Raw genomic sequence first — 17,795 nt, 5'->3', positions numbered from 1 at the left:
TTATTTTATTATTTAGGTACTGATTCCCAATCTTTTAGGAATTGTTCTATACCTTTATCTGTTAGTGGATGCTTTGTCATCTGCATAATAACCTTATACGGAACCGTAGCAATATGACAACCAAGTCTAGCTGCTTGTGTAACATGCATTGGATGCCTTATACTAGCCGCAATTATTTCTGTATCTATATTGTAATTGTTAAATATATCTACTATTTCAGAAATAAGTTCCATACCATCTGTACTAATATCATCTAACCTTCCTACAAAAGGGCTAACATAAGATGCACCTGCTTTAGATGCAAGCAAAGCCTGACCCGCAGAAAATATAAGAGTTACATTAGTTTTTATATTCTCGTTGTGCAAAATTTTTACAGCTTTTAACCCTTCAACAGTCATAGGGATTTTAATAATTATATTCTTATGTAATTTAGATAGCTCCACACCTTCTTTGACCATTCCTTCTGAATCTAAACTTATTACCTCAGCACTAATTGGTCCATCAACAATTGTAGTAATTTCACTTACAACATCCTTAAATATTTTTCCCTCTCTTGCTATTAATGACGGGTTTGTTGTTACACCACAAATAACTCCCATATCATTTGCCTTTCTTATTTCATCTACATTAGCTGTATCAATAAATAATTTCACTTTACTTCCTCCTTATTTTAAAATACTACTTAAAATTTATTTAATTAAATTTACAATTTTTTTACCACCAAATAATACTTTGATCATAAAAATAGGCAATACTATTTGTCTAGTTATCCTTTTAGGCTCCTTTATCAATCTATAAAACCATTCTAATCCAAGCTTTATAAATATATCAGGTGCTCTCTTTACATTTCCAGCAAGCCCATCTAGAGTACCTCCATTACCTATGATTATTTTAGCATTCAGTATATCTTTATTATATTGTATCCATTGTTCTTGTTTCTTAGCTCCAAATCCCACAAACAAAATATCAGGTTTAGCTTCATTTATCTCTTTAATTACTTGAAGCTCTTCTTCATGTCCTTTTATCCCTAAGTGAGACCCTTTAAAGTAACCGTGATGACTTCCAACTATACTTATATTTGGATATTTTTCATGTACTTTTTTCATAGCTGTTTCTGCTACTCCTGGTTTACTACCAATTGCATAAAGCTTTAGATTGTTTTTATTTGCCATCTCAAGCATATTAACAGATAAATCATATCCAGCTACTTTTTCTTTCAATGGAAGTCCCTTAAGCTTTGCTGCATAAATGAGACCAATACCATCGGGAATATTAATATCTGATTTATTCATATAATTTAAAAATTCCTCATCTTCTTGGCACATCATAACAAACTCTGTATTTGGAGTATAAATTATATATTGTTTATTATTTTTTATTTTATCTTTAATAATATTTAAAACTTCGTCCATTGTAACATTATTAATTCTTACACCCATTATACTTATACTATCCATATCCAACTCCAATTAAATTTCTTTTAAAATTCTATAATTTACACTAATTGTATCTCTTAATATTTCAACACTATCAGATAAACTTTTTCTTTCTTCATCTTCATTTTGAAGCTTTTTTAATATTTCATTATACAAAAGCTCTGTATCTATGTCCTCAATACTACATGTGACATTCATATTTACACTCTCTGCAAAATGGTCGACCTTATGGTCATATGATACCGCAACAAATGGTATTCCAGCAGAAGCAGCAAATATTAAAGAATGAAGCCTCACTCCTACTAATAAATTCATGTCCTTTATAATATCATATGCTTCATTAGTTGATAGTCTTTCTTTATAGTAATAAGCGTCATCACCAATATTACCATTGATTTCATTAATGAGTTCCAAATCTTCATTATAATAAAAAGGTATAAAATGACATTCTATATTATTTTTAATAAGTCTCTCAGCAACATGGCTTATTTTGCAACTTACATCTGAATTCTTCCAATTTCTCAAAGAAAAACAAACCCTTTTTTTCTCTTGGGAATTTTTTTCATATTTATCTTCTTCTCTAAAATTTATTACAGGATCTGCTGATAAAGAAATAAGATTTTCATTTACTCCTATATTTTCTAAAAATTCTTTGGACTGTTTATCTCTAACAGTTATATAATCTACTTTATTTAAAGTATTAGATGTAATTTTTTTACTATTTTCATTTAATATAGGACCGATTCCTTGGCTTAGCATTATAACTTTATTTTTCATAATCTTAGCAAGTCTTATAAGAAAGAGATAATAATAAATGCTCCTATTACTAGTAACATCCTGCAAAAGGCTACCGCCTCCAAATACTAATGCATCAGAGGTTTTTAATTTATTTATTATAGATACCACATTGTTTCTATCTATTGTATTTATATTATACTTTTTTGAGGTTTCTTCTTTATTGCCTGAAAGCACTGTTATATTATCCTTATCAGTTATTTCTAAGAGCTGTTTTAATACCATTTCAAGTATTGCTTCATCTCCTAAATTACCAAAGCCATAATACCCTGCTAATAAAATATTTTTCAATTTAATCGCTCCTGTATTTTCTTATGTAACAAATAAATATAATTCATTAACAATATTGCGATACATCCTATAATAATTCCAAACCCTAAACCAATAAATGTTCTTGCAACAGATAAATATATAGGTGTTCTAATATGAGAAAACGTATTTATAACTGATGATGTGCCTATTGCTGCAGTTAACATAAATATTCCTGTAAAGAAATCAGATTTTTTATTTGCTGAAAATACCGCTGCAAAAATAGCTGGAAAAGCAATTAAAAATTCTTTCGTTCTTGGTCTTGCAAGCAATACATTTTCCATGAAGTTTCTAAAAATCATTTCAATATTAGAAGGCTGAAGGTTAGTTTCATGTCCTGTTCTCGATATATAGACGTAACCCACTATACCTATCAAACCAGCAATTATAGCATAATAAATTTTTATATCTTTATTTAATAATGTTTTTGCTATGTTGATGCTACTTTTAAAGGCATTTTCATTGTTTTTATTCAAGAAATATACTAAATATATAACAAGAAATACACCAAATGGAACAATTTGAGACAATTTTACTCCTCTAAATATATCCATTTCCAGCATATAACGTACATCACTTAACATAGAATCAACAAAAACAGCTCCTACCAACGATATTATTACACTTATAGTTAATATTATAGAAGACTTAATCATTAGCTGTATATTAGAATAACTCTTTGAAGAATCAAAAACATCTTTAATGTTAGTCATGAAATAATATATTGCAATTCCTGAAAAAACTACTGCTGCAACCAATGCATAGCCTTTTTCTGCAATGTTTCTCATTACCATAGGTACTATTGCACCTGGTACTGCAAATAAATACAATAAGTTAAAATGTTTGTTCTTAATATTAAACATTTTAATGAACAAGAAAACAGCTGCTAACACTATCCCAAATGACAATATTGAAATTCTTTTAGCACCAATATGAAATTCATTAATTGACTTTGTTTGACCAAGTTTAATGTCGTGCTTTTCTAACCTTCTTGTTAGGCTGTCAAATGTATCTTTATACTCATCTGCATTTGTTAAATATTTAGAACTTCCCTCTTCTATAAAGAAAGGCTTGAAATATATTACTCTAATATTTCTTTCTGTTATCGCTCTAAACATTGTATTTTCTATTTCTTCGGCACCTTCATAATTATAGTATTTATATCTACCTCTTATGTAATCCCACATAGTAAAGGCCCTTAAGGAATTGTAATTTGATTTCTCTACCAGTTTATTTAAACCATCTTGTTCTAAATGTTCTCTCTGAGTAGCACTCTCAATTAATACTGGTACAATGTTGTATTCATTTATATAGTTTAATAATTTATCTTCATTTTCAGGATATCCCAAAATCTCCTTTCCATGAACTATGTACAATCTTGGCACTAAACCAAATTTTTCATTTGATGATATAAACACATCGGCTAACTTTTTATTATCAGATGGATAATTAATAGGTCTTAGAACTACATCTAACCCCGAATTTTTAGCTTGGTTTATTTTTTCTTCATCATAACCTATTCCTATATTAAAAAGTCTAGAATCTACGATATTTCTATTTTCATATACACCTTTACCCTCTAAGGTTATTACCTTTTCAGAATTTCCATAGTATATATCCTCTATATTGCCATTTAAAACTATGTAATATTCATCTTTGCTGCTATATGTTTTATAAAATTGTTCAGAATACCTTTCATCCAAACCGTTAACTATGTATTCATACAAGTTTTTGTCTTTTGTTGTAATTATTGCATCATATAAATCTATATTATTATTTTTAATTTCTGAAACAACTTCTTCACTATAATTATTTTCCCAATTATAGTTTTTTATCATCTCTGAAACTATATCCGCTCTTAATGACTTCCCCTTTTTAATAAGTAAATTAATAGTTTCTTCTTGAATTGCTACTGAATTTGCACCATAATCCTTAAAATTTTCAAACCACCAACCTAAACTTTGACCTGAACTTTCTGAAAATTTTAACATTTCCTCATAATCAAGAACTATTTCCGCCGTATTATATTGTTTTTCAATGTTGACACGTTGATAAATTGTAATTAGTCCTACAGAAAGTGATATGCATATTAACAACAGCACTATCTTATCAATTTTATTAACTTTCATTTTGTCTCCTTTTTTTCTTCTGCAACTATATTAATTAATATTAATGTTGTTTTTACAACTATATTTAACAATATCACATTAATTATATAAAATCAATAATTTATAATCTGGATTTTTCCTTTTTATCCATTCTAAAAGGAATATATATCACTTCAAAAGTATTTTTACCGTTAAATAATAGCTTGTATTTATTTTCATATTGCATTGTCCATTTTTAAATGTTATATTATTTCTTGGACTAATAACTATTTTAGACGGAGGTTATAATGATATTTTCTAGTTTAGTCTTTTTATATGTTTTTTTACCCATAAATGTTTTTTTCTATTTTGTGAGTAAAAATAACACCTATAGAAATTTAATATTATTGAGTTTTTCACTTTTTTTCTATGCATGGGGTGAACCGTTTTTTATTTCAGTGCTATTATTTAGTGGTTTTGTAAATTATTTTTTTGCATTGTTAGTTGATAAATATAGAGGAAACTTTAAATCTAAGCTTTCACTTTTTTTAGCCATTTTTATTGATTTAGGTTTGCTGGGATATTTTAAGTATTATAACTTTTTTGTGGACAACTTAAATTTAGTAATGAACACAAATATTGGATTTAGTAAATTTGGATTGCCTATCGGGATATCTTTTTACACATTTCAAATAATTTCATATGTTGTTGATGTTTATAGACAAGATGTTCCTGCACAAAAAAAATTCTATAAATTATTATTATACATGTCTTTATATCATCAGCTTATAGCTGGACCAATTGTTCGATATAAAGATATAGAACATGAAATTGACAATAGGGTTATTACTGCATCAAATATGAGCTATGGTATAAATAGATTTATAATTGGCTTAGGTAAAAAAGTCCTTATTGCAAATACAGCAGGACAAACTGCAACTATTTTTCTTGGAAGTAATTTTAGTGAATTATCTGTTTTAGGTGCTTGGCTAGGAATAATACTTTACACATTGCAAATTTATTTTGATTTTTCAGGTTATTCTGACATGGCAATTGGTTTAGGAAGATTATTTGGTTTCACTTATAAGGAAAACTTTAATTATCCTTATATAGCTAGGAATGTCAAGGATTTTTGGAGAAGATGGCATATTTCTCTTAGCAGTTTTTTCAGAGATTATGTTTATATTCCTCTAGGAGGAAACAGACATCATTCTATTAGAAATTTATTATTTGTATGGATGTTAACAGGATTTTGGCATGGTGCAAGCTGGAACTTTATTTTTTGGGGATTGTATTATGGTATATTTTTATTACTAGAAAGAACTATACTTTCTAAAATAATCGAAAAGCTTCCATCTGTTATTTCACATATTTATTTATTGATTGTTGTTACAGTTGGTTGGGTATTTTTCTACTTCTTAGATTTATCTCAAGCACTTAAATTTATTTCAATTTTATTTGGATTCAGTAAAAATGCTTTATACGATATAAAATTTGAAGTTGAATTTTTTAACAACATAGTATTTTTAGTAATTGCATTTTTGTGCTGTACTCCTATTTTTAAAGTTTTAGGCAGTAAGTTTATTGAGATATTTAATCTAGAGGGTAAACACACTTATGTACTTTACGCAATTTTTAACGCAACTATTTTAATCATAGCTACAATAATGCTTATAGGGCAAACTTATAATCCATTTTTGTATTTTAGATTTTAAGGAGGAATATTTATGAACAGCAAAAAACAATATATGTTCTACATTAATATAGGTATTTTCATGTTCTTAATTTTTGCTATTTCTATTTTTAATATGCTTTCACCAAAGGACAAAACAGTATCCCAAGTTGAAAATAGAACTCTAGCAAAAAAGCCTACCTTAACAGTAGAATCAGTTTTATCTGGCAAATATTCTAGAGATTTTGAAAACTACTTTGCTGACAATTTTGTAATTAGAGAAAATTTAGTTAAGGTAAGCAAAGACATCGCCTCTTTAAAGGGTATAAAAAGGGCTGAAGAAGTTGCTTTAGTTGATTTTGATGGTCAAAATGTTGGTGGAAATAGTAATGAAAATGATACTACCAATGAAGATAAAGATAGCACTATTGAAGCAAGTACTAAGGGTAATTTATTGATACTAAATGATACTGTTATGGAATTGTATAAATTTAATGAAGAAAAAAGCAAATCATACGCTAACATGATAAATACTTTTCAAAGTAAATTAAATAATGATGCAAGAGTGTATTCATTGCTTGCCCCTGTTCAAGTTGAGTTTTTAACCAACAAAAAATATAAGGATTTGTCAGACTCGCAAATAGATGGAATAAACTTTGTTAACCTCAATTTATCCGATAAAATAATACCTGTAGATGCTTATACTCCTATTAAAAATCACATCAATGAGTATGTATATTATAGAACAGATCATCATTGGACTGCACTTGGTGCATATTATGCCTACACTGGTTTAGCTCAAGCTGCAAATTTTGATCCATTGCCACTTGATAAGTTCACATTAGGTGAAGCTACTGGTTTTTTAGGACATCTATCAACTGTAAATCCCACTGAGACTGTAACCAACAACCCTGATAATGTTATATTTTATAACTCACCAGCTAAAAGCGATATGAATGTATATTATTATGATAAAGATACTGGAGAGAAAAAGACATATAAAGGCTCTGTAATTAGTAAATCATATATAGATGGTGACCAAAAATATGGTGTATTTATTGGTGGAGATTTTCCTTTGGGAGTAATCAAGACTAACGCAAATCGCGATAAAAAAATAATGGTAATCAAGGATTCATACGCAAATGCATTTATTCCATTTTTGCTTACTAATTATAGTGAAATTTATGTTGTAGATCCAAGGCACTACAGAGAAAACATAATTGATTTAATCAATGAAAACAGCATCGATGAAGTATTGTTTTTAAACTATATTTTAACTACTAACTTTGATAGTTACGTAAACAGTGTTTTAAATCTTATAAAATAATGTAACAAACAACTCTAATTTTTAAAAAAATCTGTTAAAGTATTATTTTAACAGATCCTTTTTTTGTCCTACTATATTCTTTTTTTGCTGTTAAAGTATTATTTTTTTTTAACTAACACACATACTACCATTTTTACAAGAAATTCTTTAAAAAATGGTAATTTTGCAGGATATTTAAAAATATTTCTCAATGGTTCCTCTTTATAATACTCTAAATTAAACTTACTTTTTTGCATAATCTTCTGGAATCTATTTATTGTCATTTTATTAATATATGAAAAGTATTCTGTTCCATCTTGTCTTTTGTCTATTCTAAATTTTATTCTATCCTTGCCATCCGGTAAATCTTTAACTAATTGTTTATATGATTTTATAAGTGTTTTTTCACTAAAAAACACATGCACCCATGGCATTCCTATTGCATCGCTTAAATGTGCGCCATACGGATGATTGTATGGCGGAAAATTTAAATACAATTTTCCATCATTTTTAAGTATTCTATAACATTCATCTAAAACTTTTTCGGGTTCATCTACATGTTCCATAGCATCATTCATAATTATTGTGTCAAAAGTTTCATCATCGAATGGAGTTTTAGAAGCATCTGCACATACAAATGAAAATTTATCTAACATATTATATTTTTTTGCTAATTGTACAGCCTCATCTTTATACTTTTCAAGTATTTCTACTCCAGTAATATTCTTTACACCTTGAGAAGCGTAAAATATGGTCTTGCCACCAGCTCCACATCCTATATCCAATACAACTTTATCTTTAAACATTTCATCTGTCGTTGAGCACTTCAAATAAAATTTAATAGTATCTATTCCCTTTTCATATTGCCACTCTGCATATGTTTTTTTACCTTCATTACTTAAATTAAAAGGATGAACTGGCAATTTAAATAATTTATTTATTGCTATACACAATTTTGCCTTAATACTCATAAATACACCTACTTAATCATTAGTTTTTATATATGAAATTATATCATTGAAATAAATTAAATACAAGAAAAAGAAACGATGTATGTATGCATAACCACAATGGTATTTCCTATCTTTTGCTTAGTGCTTTGGGGTTGATTTATGTCGAATTTACTGTTATAATGTCGTATAAATTAATATTGATGAGGAGTTGTTATATTGAAAAAAATAATTGGTTTTGTAATTGTCATTGCTCTTTTACTTTCAACGGTAATTTCAGCCGCACCTGGTGACAGCAGTGATCCTATAGTTGTTTTAAGCTATTTAGACCAGAGACTAACTAACTTAATTTCTGAATATAAACTTGATACTATATCTAATTTAAGTGCTCAAGTTAAAAATTTACAAGACGAATTAAAGTCCGATGGTGAACAATCAAATGCTCCTAAATTAGAAATTGTAGAAATACATACTAATGAAAAGCTCATTGCACAAGAAGGTACTGAATTAATTTTACGTGGTGGTGAAGCTTTTATTATAGCTAGCGAACTAGGTGGTCTTACAAATGTGACGAAGGGTAAGGATTTTGTTGCAGATATGTCTGTTCCAGCAAACAACCTGTTAATTGTACCAAGAAGTGATGGTAGAGGTGTCTACACAAATGATTACGCAATATTCATGGTCAGAGGTACCTATGAAGTAATAAAATAATTATTTACAAAAAAGGGGACGTATATTGCATCCCCTTCAAAATCATAAAATTTCTCTTACAGAAATTTCACCAGATATTATTGAATCTATTTCACCATTTTCATATTGAACAATCAAATCCCCTTCTTCTCCTAAATCTAATGCTTTCGCTTTAGTAACTTCTTTATTTTTTATTAAGTTTATATTTTTTCCTATTATGTTTGATTTAAGTTTACATATATTTAAACTTAATATAAAATTTTTATTATTTATAAATTCATTGTACAAAATTTCAAAATTGTTCAATATTTTTGAAACTATAATGCTTCTTTCTATATACCTTCCTGTCTCACTTAAAATAGATGTAGCAATATCTTTTATTTCATCTGGAAAATCTTCATTATTTACATTTAAGCCCATTCCTATAACAACATAATTAACATGACTTTTATATGAATTCATTTCAGTTAATATACCACATATTTTTTTATTATTTATCATTAAATCATTAGGCCATTTAATTTTAGCATCAACTTTTAATTCATCTAGTGATAATGAAACAGAAGCTGCACAAACCTGTGTTATTTTAGAAACTTGAGATATATCTATATCAGGTTTTAATACAATAGACATACATATACTTCCGGAATGTGACTTCCACTGTCGCCCAAGTCTGCCACGCCCTTCTACCTGGTTTTCACATGTTATAACAGTCCCATCATCACATGATGGACCTATTGTTTTTGCATACGAATTTGTTGAATCTATGGTATCAACGTGAATTATATTTCTTCCTATAAATTGTGTATCTAAATTTTTATTTATTTTATCAGCTGTGAGCAAATCTGAACAACCATTAATATTTGTAAAATTAATTTCTTCTAAATTCAAAATTACCTCCAAATAATAAACTATACCTATTTAGTTTTTACTGCTAATTTTTCGATTAAATTTTTATACTCATCATTAACTTTATATCCTAGTAATTTAACTTTATTGTTTTTTGTGCTAAATTCATCGTAATACTTATTTTTAATATATATATTTTTTTCTTCTATATCATAGTACAAATCAAAATTATATTCTTTTTCAGAATTAAATACTAACATTTTTTCTTCAGTAGTTAAACTAACATTTATCCAATAATAGCCATCTGGCTTAGAAACGAGTTCTTTAACTTTTCCTATTTCTTCCAAATTTCCTAGTTTTTCTATTAAAGACTTAACTGTTTGTATTTTTTCCGTATCTTCTGGAATTGAGCTATTAAAACTATTTAATCTTAATATATTTTCATGCTTATTTGTATACTTGATTCCATCATTTGAATACACTTTAGTATCAACCGAAGATATGGTGCTTATAGTACCTTCTGTTTTAAATATATCAACTGATTTCAATTCTTCAATCTGTGGAATAGTGTAATTTGGACTTAAAATCTTTACTCCCAACACTACAATGATTACTAATACCAATATTAAAGTAAGAATCGGTACAATATTTATTCTTTTTTTTCTTCCGAATGTTCCTTTTCTACTCATAATTTAACCTTCCTAACTTATTTGTCCTTTACTTAGCAACTCTTCTATTTGTTTACGCAACTCTTCTATTGTACCTTCATTAAATATTACTTCATCCACCATAGTTTTCTTTATTTCTATAGAAATTTGTTTATCAATAATATTTAATACATCTTCAGGGTTTTTGTTTTCACTTATTGCCCTTTTTCTAAGCCGCTCTTTTTGTATATCTGAATTAACATAAACTAGCCATATCTCATCATATATTAACCCATATTTCTCTAAATTATCTTTTTCTTCTAATAATAAAGGTATATCTAAAAAAATAATTTTTTCATTGCATTTTTTTATCCCAAGGATAAGTTCCTTAACAACAAAGCGATGTACAATTTCATTTAATTTTTCTAAACTTGATTTATTACTAAACACTATTTTACCTAATTTTTTCCTGTTTATTTCTCCGTTACAGTTTATTATTTCATCTCCGAAGTAGTCTACTACTTCATAATGCATTTTTCTCCCAAGTTTATACCCATCATGAACTATTTTATCAGAATCAAGAACTTTATATCCCATTTCCATAATTATATTTACTGCAGTTGACTTACCAGTTCCTATACTTCCTGTAATAATTATAACACGTGGTCTATTATTTTGCTTCATACCAGCTACCACCTACATTCACATCTGCATCTAAATGAACTTTAAAGTCATTAACAACATTTTCCATTTCTTCTTTTAGTATTTTTTTAACTTCTTCTAACTCAGATAAATGCGTTTCGATAATAAGTTCATCGTGAACTTGAAGTATAAGCTTTGACTTCATTTTATTATTTTTTAATCTATTATAAACATTAACCATTGCAGCTTTGATAATATCAGCTGCAGTTCCCTGTACTGGAGTGTTGAGGGCTATTCTTTCACCAAAAGAACGTATATTGAAATTTCTTGATGAAAGTTCTGGTATATATCTTCTCCTGCCAAAATATGTTTCAACATATCCTTCTTTCTTACCTTGTTCAACAATGTCCTTCATATATTTTTCAATATTTTTATAATAAGAAAGATAGTTTTCAATATATACTTTAGATTCCTTTCTAGGTATATCTAAATCTCTACTCAATCCATAATCACTTATACCATAAACTATCCCAAAATTTACCGCTTTTGCCCTACTCCTCATCTCATATGTTACATCTTCTATTTTAACCTTAAAAACCTCTGAAGCAGTTTTTGTATGAATATCTACGCCATTTTTAAATGATTCTATAAGGTTAGTTTCATCTGCAAGGTGTGCAAGAACTCTAAGTTCAATTTGCGAATAGTCAGCATCACAAAGAACATAACCATCTTCTGTAACAAATGCCTTTCTAAGCTCTCTACCCTCGTCTGTTCTCGTAGGTATATTTTGCAAATTAGGTTCTGTGCTACTAATTCGTCCAGTAGATGCAATGGTTTGATTGAATATAGAATGTACCCTGTTAGTATTGATATCCGTTACGGATTTTAATCCTTCAACATATGTAGAATTAAGTTTAACCATCTGTCTATATTCTAATATATAACTTACAATCTCATGTTCTGATTTTAGTTTTTCAAGAACTTCAGCATTTGTTGATATTCCTGTTTTTGTTTTTTTAATAACAGTTAATCCTAGCTTTTCAAACAATATTACCGAAAGTTGCTTTGGTGAATTAATATTAAATTTTTCACCTGCCAAGATATATATTTTTTCTTCTAATGATGATATTTTTTCTGCAAAATGTACTCCTAATTTATTTAATATTTCTAAATCTACTTTAAATCCTTCATATTCCATGTATGCTAAAACTTCAATTAATGGTAGTTCTATTTTCTGAAAAAGATTAGTCATATTAAATTCTTGAATTTCTAAACACATTTTTTCTTCTAATTTAACTACGGTATTTAGATAATTAAATAAATACTCTTTGCTTTTACCCTGCTCGACCTCTTTAAATGACAATCTTTTCTTTCCAGTTCCTAAATACTCGTTTTCTGTACTGTTTTCAACTTTTAAATATTCATATGCTAATTTATCAATAGAATAGGAACTTTCTGATGGATCAAGTAAATATTTTCCTATCTCGCTATCAAATCCAATATTCTCTATAAAAATACTTTTTTTCATAAGATAAATTACTTCACTTTTAATTCCATGTCCGATTTTAATTATATCTTTAGATTCAAAAATTTCTTTCAAGCTTTCTAAAACAAATTTCTCTTCTACTTCATTAAAATCAATATAAAATATACTTCCTTTACAATCAGATATACCTAAACAAACAGCGTTGCTGTATAAAGCCCTTTCTCCGTCTAAAAGAAACTTAACTGCTACCTTTTTACTATTTTTTACTTTAAGAATAATTTGAGCTATGTCTTCTTTATTATCTACATAAGTCAAGTCTTCGCTAGTGGAAATATTATTTATACCTAATTTTTTTTCTTCACCATCTGAAACTGAATCAAACATAGACATCTGTGAATCATTTTGAATTTCAGGTATTTCTTTTACTCTCTTCTTAAAGTTCCTAAATTCAAGTTCATCATATAGCACAATAAGTTTATTAGCATCAGGCTCAATTAATCTAAACTCTTCCAAATCAAATTCAATTGGTATATCTTTAATTATTCTGGCAAGAGTCTGACTCATATATGCCTGTATTTTGTCCCCTTCAAGTTTTTCTTTAAGCTTGCCCTTTATTTCTTCTATATTATCGTATATGCAATCTAAGCTTCCATATTGCTGTATCAACTTAAGGGCAGTCTTTTCTCCAACTCCCATAACTCCTGGGATATTATCTGATTGGTCACCCATCAAAGCTTTTAAATCAACAAATTGCGTTGGTGATATCCCATAATCATCAGAAATTGCTTGTTCATCCATTTCTTTAATATTTGTTACGCCCTTTTTAGTTAGAAGCACTTTAATATTTTCACTTATTAACTGCAAATAGTCTTTATCACTAGTAACAAGATAAACCTCTGCACCTTTTTTTTCAGCTTCACACGCAATCGTTCCAGCTACGTCATCAGCTTCAAATCCATTGATTTCGATGCACTTAATATTATGTACTTCAAGAACATCTCTAATTAACTTAAATTGCTCTACAAGTTCATTAGGTGCCTTTGCCCTACCTGCCTTATAGTCTTTGTACTGTTCATGTCTAAATGTTGGTTTTTCAGGATCAAATGCAGTACAAATATAATCAGGAGAATATGTATCTATAAGTTTATAGAGCATACTTAAAAAACCGTATACCGCATTAGTATACTGTCCCTTTTTTGTCTTTAAAGGAGGCATTGCATAAAATGCTCTAAAGAGCAAACTATTACCATCTAAAATCATTATTTTATTGTTCATTAAATTCCTCCTAGAGTTATTATTTTAATTATATCAATTTATATACTCACGGTAAAGGTATTTTTTCATTTATTACCTTTATGGTACATATAATTATATATAAAATAAATTTGGAGGTTTTTATGAGAAAATTTATTCCTAAACAATTTAATTTTTCAAACGTTAAATATATGACTCCAGCACAACTTGGTCAACACTATACTTTATATACAAAATATATAGATTCACTAAACAAGGTAAATGAAAATATGGAATCAGAAGGAATGTTTACAACCTGCAATTCAAATTATAGTCCTATTAGATCTGCTGAAAAGGCAACCACTTTCTGTATCGATTCTATTAAGCTTCATGAACTATATTTTGGAAACTTAACTGGAAATAATACTACACCTTCTGGAAAAATCGAAAAAATAATAATAGATAACTTTGGTTCATATAAAAACTTTAAGGATAAATTTAAATGCATAGGCATGTCTATGCGTGGATGGGTAACTTTTTGCCATGATATATACACAGATGATTATTATATATACGGTCAAGACTCACATGATGATGGTGTAATCATATGTGCAAAACCATTAATTGTGCTAGATGTATATGAGCATGCATATATGATTGATTATGGAATAAACAGAGGGCTATATATTGACTCATTCTTTGAAAATCTAGATTTTAGAATTGTTAATGAAAGAGATTAGTTGAAATAATTTTAAGTAATGTTTATTTGCTTGCAATTTTAAGGGGACTCACAAATGCGTCCCTTTAAAAGCTTCTACTTGTCCTAATTATTATGTTTTTTTTATTTATCAAAGCTTTAACAACATTTATAATTTCATAATAAATTTCTTGTGTTGCTATTATCTTATCGGATATTGATACAATCCAGCTTTCAATGTATCTTGGAAAAATCGGAACAAGTGGAAACATATGTTTCATAATTACATCCTTTTCTCTTTTATTCAGAGTGAAATACTTTGAAGCATTTTCATATGCTTCAAATGGATGTGCAAATCCATGCATTTTAGTAATCTTTTCTAATCCCTTATAGCTTTTTCTTCTAATTTTTGCTTCTTCACTTCTCCAATCAAAATAGAAAAAATCATGTAGCAATCCTGCTCTAGCAGCACAAAAATAATCAGCATTAATTTTTTTTGCAATTTTATAAGATAAATACGAAACATTAACACTGTGCTCGTAAACTCCATTGCCGTGATGTTTTATATTTTTAGTTGCCTTAAATTCTTTTAGACTTAATATATCCTTAACTATTTCTATATATTCTTTATCTAATTTTTTCATAATCATTATTTTATCCTCAATTTGAAACAATATATTGCTTTTAATTTTAATTTACACTGTAACAGTATAACCCCTTAGACATATAATAAGAAAACAAAACATTTAAGGAGGTTTATATATGGGATTTTTCGGTGGTTGTAACAACGTTGGAGGTGCAGGTGGCACTAACTTACTATTTTTCTTCTTATTGTTAGTGGTATTGTTTAACTTCTGCGGTGAAGAAGACTGTTAGTCATATATTAAGAAAAGAGTCCGAGGTTTCCTCGGACTCTACTTACATATCCGAAGATGATATAAACTTTTCTATTATATATTCCTTAAATGTCTCCTCTAACTTAGAAAAATATCTATCTTCGTGATATACATAGAATAATTTTCTGTTCAAATCTAATTTTTCAACAGCAATAGGGTATATTAATCCTTTGTTTATTTCTCTTTCTACTGAAATTTTTGACATTACTGCTAATCCCATATTGTTATGTACAAAAATTTTGATTAATTCATTATCTTCAACTTGAACTTTAACTTTTAAATCTTCAAGTCTTATATTTTTTTTATTTAACATTTCTTCGAATGTTTTTAAAGTTGCAGAGCCTTTTTCCCTTAAAATAAAATTTTCTGACATTAACGTACTAATATCAACTTTTTTATCTTTGTATTCATCATATTTATTTTTTGATGCAATAAGTATTACTTCATCTTCTGCTATACAAATATTTTTTATTTTTCTGTTTTTATATGTAGTACCTGTAAAACCAAAACTAGTCAATCCATCTTCTATAAAGTTGTAAACTTCTTTTGAATCAACTTTTTTTATATTATATGTAACATTTGGATATGCCTTGCTAAAATCAATTATTAAATCATGAATATAATAATCTGCTGGCAAAGAGCTGGTATATATACATAATTCTCCTGACAACTCATTTTCTTCATTTCTCAATTTAGAATATATTTTATTTTCTTCATTTAGTATATTTATTGCATATTTATATAGCAAGTGTCCATCATCAGTAGGTATTATTTCTCTCCCGTTTTTTTTCAATAACACTGCTCCAAAATCCTTTTCTAATAACTGAAGTTGTTTTGAAACTGCAGGTTGAGTAATAAATAATTTTTCAGCAGCTCGTGAGATATTTCTTAAGTTCACTACTTCAATAAATGTTCTTAAGTAAGATGTGTTCATTTCTTCTCCTGTTCTATCAAAAACTATTATATTGGCTGTATGCCCATGCCTATTGCTTCATGTTCAAACCCTCTTCTTGGTGAACCTATCTGCCCATAAAGGACAATGGCTATCCAATTTCCACTTGATCTGTCACCCTCTATCAAAGGACCTCTAACAATTGTAAAAGTTAGTCCTGCACTTCTTAAAACTTCACCTAACATTACTTGACCTCTACAATAACCACTTAGGGCTTCGATTATTGAATGGTAAAGTGCATGTTCTTCATGATAGTTTTCTCTTATAATGTCTTCCCTTGAAGCGGCAGTTTCAATAGCTGCAACAATTTTTTTAGGGTCCATTGAACCTGCCTGTCCTTTATATATTACATAATTTTTACTCTCATAATAATTTTTAATATTATCTATGTCTCCTGAAGTAAGTGCTAACATTAATGCAATTTTTCCAATTCCTTTTTTCTCCATGAAATACTCCTTTGCACTACTATAATATTTTAATTCGTAAAAAAAGAGGGATATTATTCCCTCTTATTATACCATTAAAATGGTGACTTATCTAATATTTTTTTCTCACTCTCAATAGTTTTAGTTTCAATACTATTAACTTTATCTTTCATTGCTTTTACAAAATCTTGGTCAGTTATTGAATCTAAATTGATTTTTACATTAAATAGTGCTGATAATACTGCTGTCCTTGCCATCATACAAGCAACAAGTCCATCTGTAACAGCATTTGCATTTCCCTTTGTAACCACTGATTCTGTCAAAGGTAAAATTTCAAGTGATGTTTCTGCTATATCTAATGGAACAGAAGCAGCTAATTTTAATCCTTCTTGAATTGCATTTTGTCGTATTATTTTTTCATCATCTGTTTCTTTTGGCATTTTATACGAAGCCATAACTTTATCATATGAATCACTGTCTCTTTGTATATCATCTAGCAATTTTTCTCTTATTTCTAAAGCTTTTTCAGCTATTGCTTTCATTTCTGATTCAACTTCAACGTATTTTTTCTTTCCAACCGTTAGATTTGCAACCATTTCTGCTAATGAAGCGCTTAATGCACCACAAACAGCTGCCATACTTCCACCACCAGGAACTGGTGAATTTGAAGCTACTTTAGCTGCAAAATCAACTAAAGTCATATTTTTCATCATAGAATTCATT

General features: G+C 28.3%; 17 protein-coding genes. 4 read left to right on the top strand and 13 right to left on the bottom strand.

The features are described from left to right. Positions 1–8: 8 nt before the first annotated feature. Genes fsa through J2Z76_RS09770 form a run of 4 tightly spaced genes read right to left on the bottom strand, consistent with a single transcriptional unit; the run spans position 9 to position 4,669 of the window. On the bottom strand, positions 9–653 hold the full coding sequence (gene fsa / locus J2Z76_RS09785) for a fructose-6-phosphate aldolase (protein WP_209511862.1): 645 nt from the start codon (positions 651–653) through the stop codon (positions 9–11). Positions 654–689: 36 nt separating this feature from the next. Next, positions 690–1,457, bottom strand: coding sequence for a WecB/TagA/CpsF family glycosyltransferase (locus J2Z76_RS09780; protein ID WP_209511861.1), 768 nt, complete (start codon positions 1,455–1,457; stop codon positions 690–692). A gap of 12 nt (positions 1,458–1,469) precedes the next feature. Continuing rightward, complete coding sequence (gene csaB, locus J2Z76_RS09775) at positions 1,470–2,522, bottom strand: polysaccharide pyruvyl transferase CsaB (RefSeq protein ID WP_209511860.1); 1,053 nt, start codon at positions 2,520–2,522, stop codon at positions 1,470–1,472. Further along, positions 2,519–4,669, bottom strand: a complete 2,151-nt coding sequence (locus J2Z76_RS09770) for a DUF5693 family protein (RefSeq protein ID WP_209511859.1) — start codon at positions 4,667–4,669, stop codon at positions 2,519–2,521. Before J2Z76_RS09770 ends, csaB begins: the two co-directional genes overlap by 4 nt. Before the next feature lie 365 nt (positions 4,670–5,034). Here J2Z76_RS09770 and J2Z76_RS09765 point away from each other — a divergent pair, with 365 nt between their 5' ends. Next, positions 5,035–6,342, top strand: a complete 1,308-nt coding sequence (locus J2Z76_RS09765; protein ID WP_342455035.1) for an MBOAT family O-acyltransferase — start codon at positions 5,035–5,037, stop codon at positions 6,340–6,342. Between the two features lie 12 nt (positions 6,343–6,354). Further along, positions 6,355–7,626 carry a DHHW family protein gene (locus tag J2Z76_RS09760; protein ID WP_209511857.1) on the top strand — a complete coding sequence of 424 codons (1,272 nt, stop codon included), beginning with the start codon at positions 6,355–6,357 and terminating at the stop codon, positions 7,624–7,626. Between the two features lie 98 nt (positions 7,627–7,724). Here J2Z76_RS09760 and J2Z76_RS09755 read toward each other — a convergent pair whose 3' ends face one another. Continuing rightward, positions 7,725–8,576 (bottom strand): class I SAM-dependent methyltransferase, encoded by an 852-nt coding sequence (locus J2Z76_RS09755; protein WP_209511856.1) that lies wholly within the window; start codon positions 8,574–8,576, stop codon positions 7,725–7,727. Between the two features lie 198 nt (positions 8,577–8,774). Here J2Z76_RS09755 and J2Z76_RS09750 point away from each other — a divergent pair, with 198 nt between their 5' ends. Continuing rightward, positions 8,775–9,266, top strand: a complete 492-nt coding sequence (locus tag J2Z76_RS09750) for a hypothetical protein (protein WP_209511855.1) — start codon at positions 8,775–8,777, stop codon at positions 9,264–9,266. 42 nt (positions 9,267–9,308) lie between these two features. On the opposite strand, the gene J2Z76_RS09745 is transcribed toward J2Z76_RS09750, so the two are convergent. Genes J2Z76_RS09745 through polA form a run of 4 tightly spaced genes read right to left on the bottom strand, consistent with a single transcriptional unit; the run spans position 9,309 to position 14,144 of the window. Continuing rightward, the gene (locus J2Z76_RS09745) at positions 9,309–10,136 is read right to left on the bottom strand and encodes a biotin--[acetyl-CoA-carboxylase] ligase (RefSeq protein WP_209511854.1); all 828 of its coding nucleotides are present in this window, start codon (positions 10,134–10,136) and stop codon (positions 9,309–9,311) included. Positions 10,137–10,162: 26 nt separating this feature from the next. Further along, positions 10,163–10,783 carry a hypothetical protein gene (locus tag J2Z76_RS09740; protein WP_209511853.1) on the bottom strand — a complete coding sequence of 207 codons (621 nt, stop codon included), beginning with the start codon at positions 10,781–10,783 and terminating at the stop codon, positions 10,163–10,165. A gap of 12 nt (positions 10,784–10,795) precedes the next feature. Continuing rightward, positions 10,796–11,425: a dephospho-CoA kinase gene (coaE, locus tag J2Z76_RS09735; protein WP_209511852.1), complete on the bottom strand. Its 630-nt coding sequence runs from the start codon at positions 11,423–11,425 to the stop codon at positions 10,796–10,798. After that, the gene (gene polA / locus J2Z76_RS09730; protein ID WP_209511851.1) at positions 11,412–14,144 is read right to left on the bottom strand and encodes a DNA polymerase I; all 2,733 of its coding nucleotides are present in this window, start codon (positions 14,142–14,144) and stop codon (positions 11,412–11,414) included. Before polA ends, coaE begins: the two co-directional genes overlap by 14 nt. A gap of 122 nt (positions 14,145–14,266) precedes the next feature. Between polA and J2Z76_RS09725 the strand changes: the two genes are divergently transcribed. Continuing rightward, positions 14,267–14,842, top strand: a complete 576-nt coding sequence (locus tag J2Z76_RS09725) for a superoxide dismutase (protein ID WP_209511850.1) — start codon at positions 14,267–14,269, stop codon at positions 14,840–14,842. A 64-nt stretch (positions 14,843–14,906) separates the two neighbouring features. Here the strand turns inward: J2Z76_RS09725 and J2Z76_RS09720 are convergent, their stop codons facing one another. From J2Z76_RS09720 to J2Z76_RS09705, 4 genes are all read right to left on the bottom strand, one after another. Beyond that, positions 14,907–15,449 (bottom strand): HD domain-containing protein, encoded by a 543-nt coding sequence (locus tag J2Z76_RS09720; RefSeq protein WP_209511849.1) that lies wholly within the window; start codon positions 15,447–15,449, stop codon positions 14,907–14,909. Between the two features lie 268 nt (positions 15,450–15,717). Further along, on the bottom strand, positions 15,718–16,629 hold the full coding sequence (locus J2Z76_RS09715) for a selenium metabolism-associated LysR family transcriptional regulator (RefSeq protein WP_209511848.1): 912 nt from the start codon (positions 16,627–16,629) through the stop codon (positions 15,718–15,720). A 26-nt stretch (positions 16,630–16,655) separates the two neighbouring features. Next, positions 16,656–17,093 carry a histidine utilization transcription antiterminator HutP gene (locus J2Z76_RS09710; protein WP_209511847.1) on the bottom strand — a complete coding sequence of 146 codons (438 nt, stop codon included), beginning with the start codon at positions 17,091–17,093 and terminating at the stop codon, positions 16,656–16,658. A gap of 74 nt (positions 17,094–17,167) precedes the next feature. Further along, on the bottom strand, positions 17,168–17,794 hold the full coding sequence (locus J2Z76_RS09705; RefSeq protein WP_425347561.1) for a cyclodeaminase/cyclohydrolase family protein: 627 nt from the start codon (positions 17,792–17,794) through the stop codon (positions 17,168–17,170). Position 17,795 lies beyond the last annotated feature (1 nt).

Origin of the sequence: Sedimentibacter acidaminivorans, from assembly GCF_017873955.1 — a bacterium.
In the GTDB taxonomy this organism is placed as follows: Bacteria; Bacillota; Clostridia; order Tissierellales; family Sedimentibacteraceae; genus Sedimentibacter; species Sedimentibacter acidaminivorans.
Note: the sequence above shows the minus strand (reverse complement) of the source record. Positions and strands in the feature narration are given on the sequence as shown.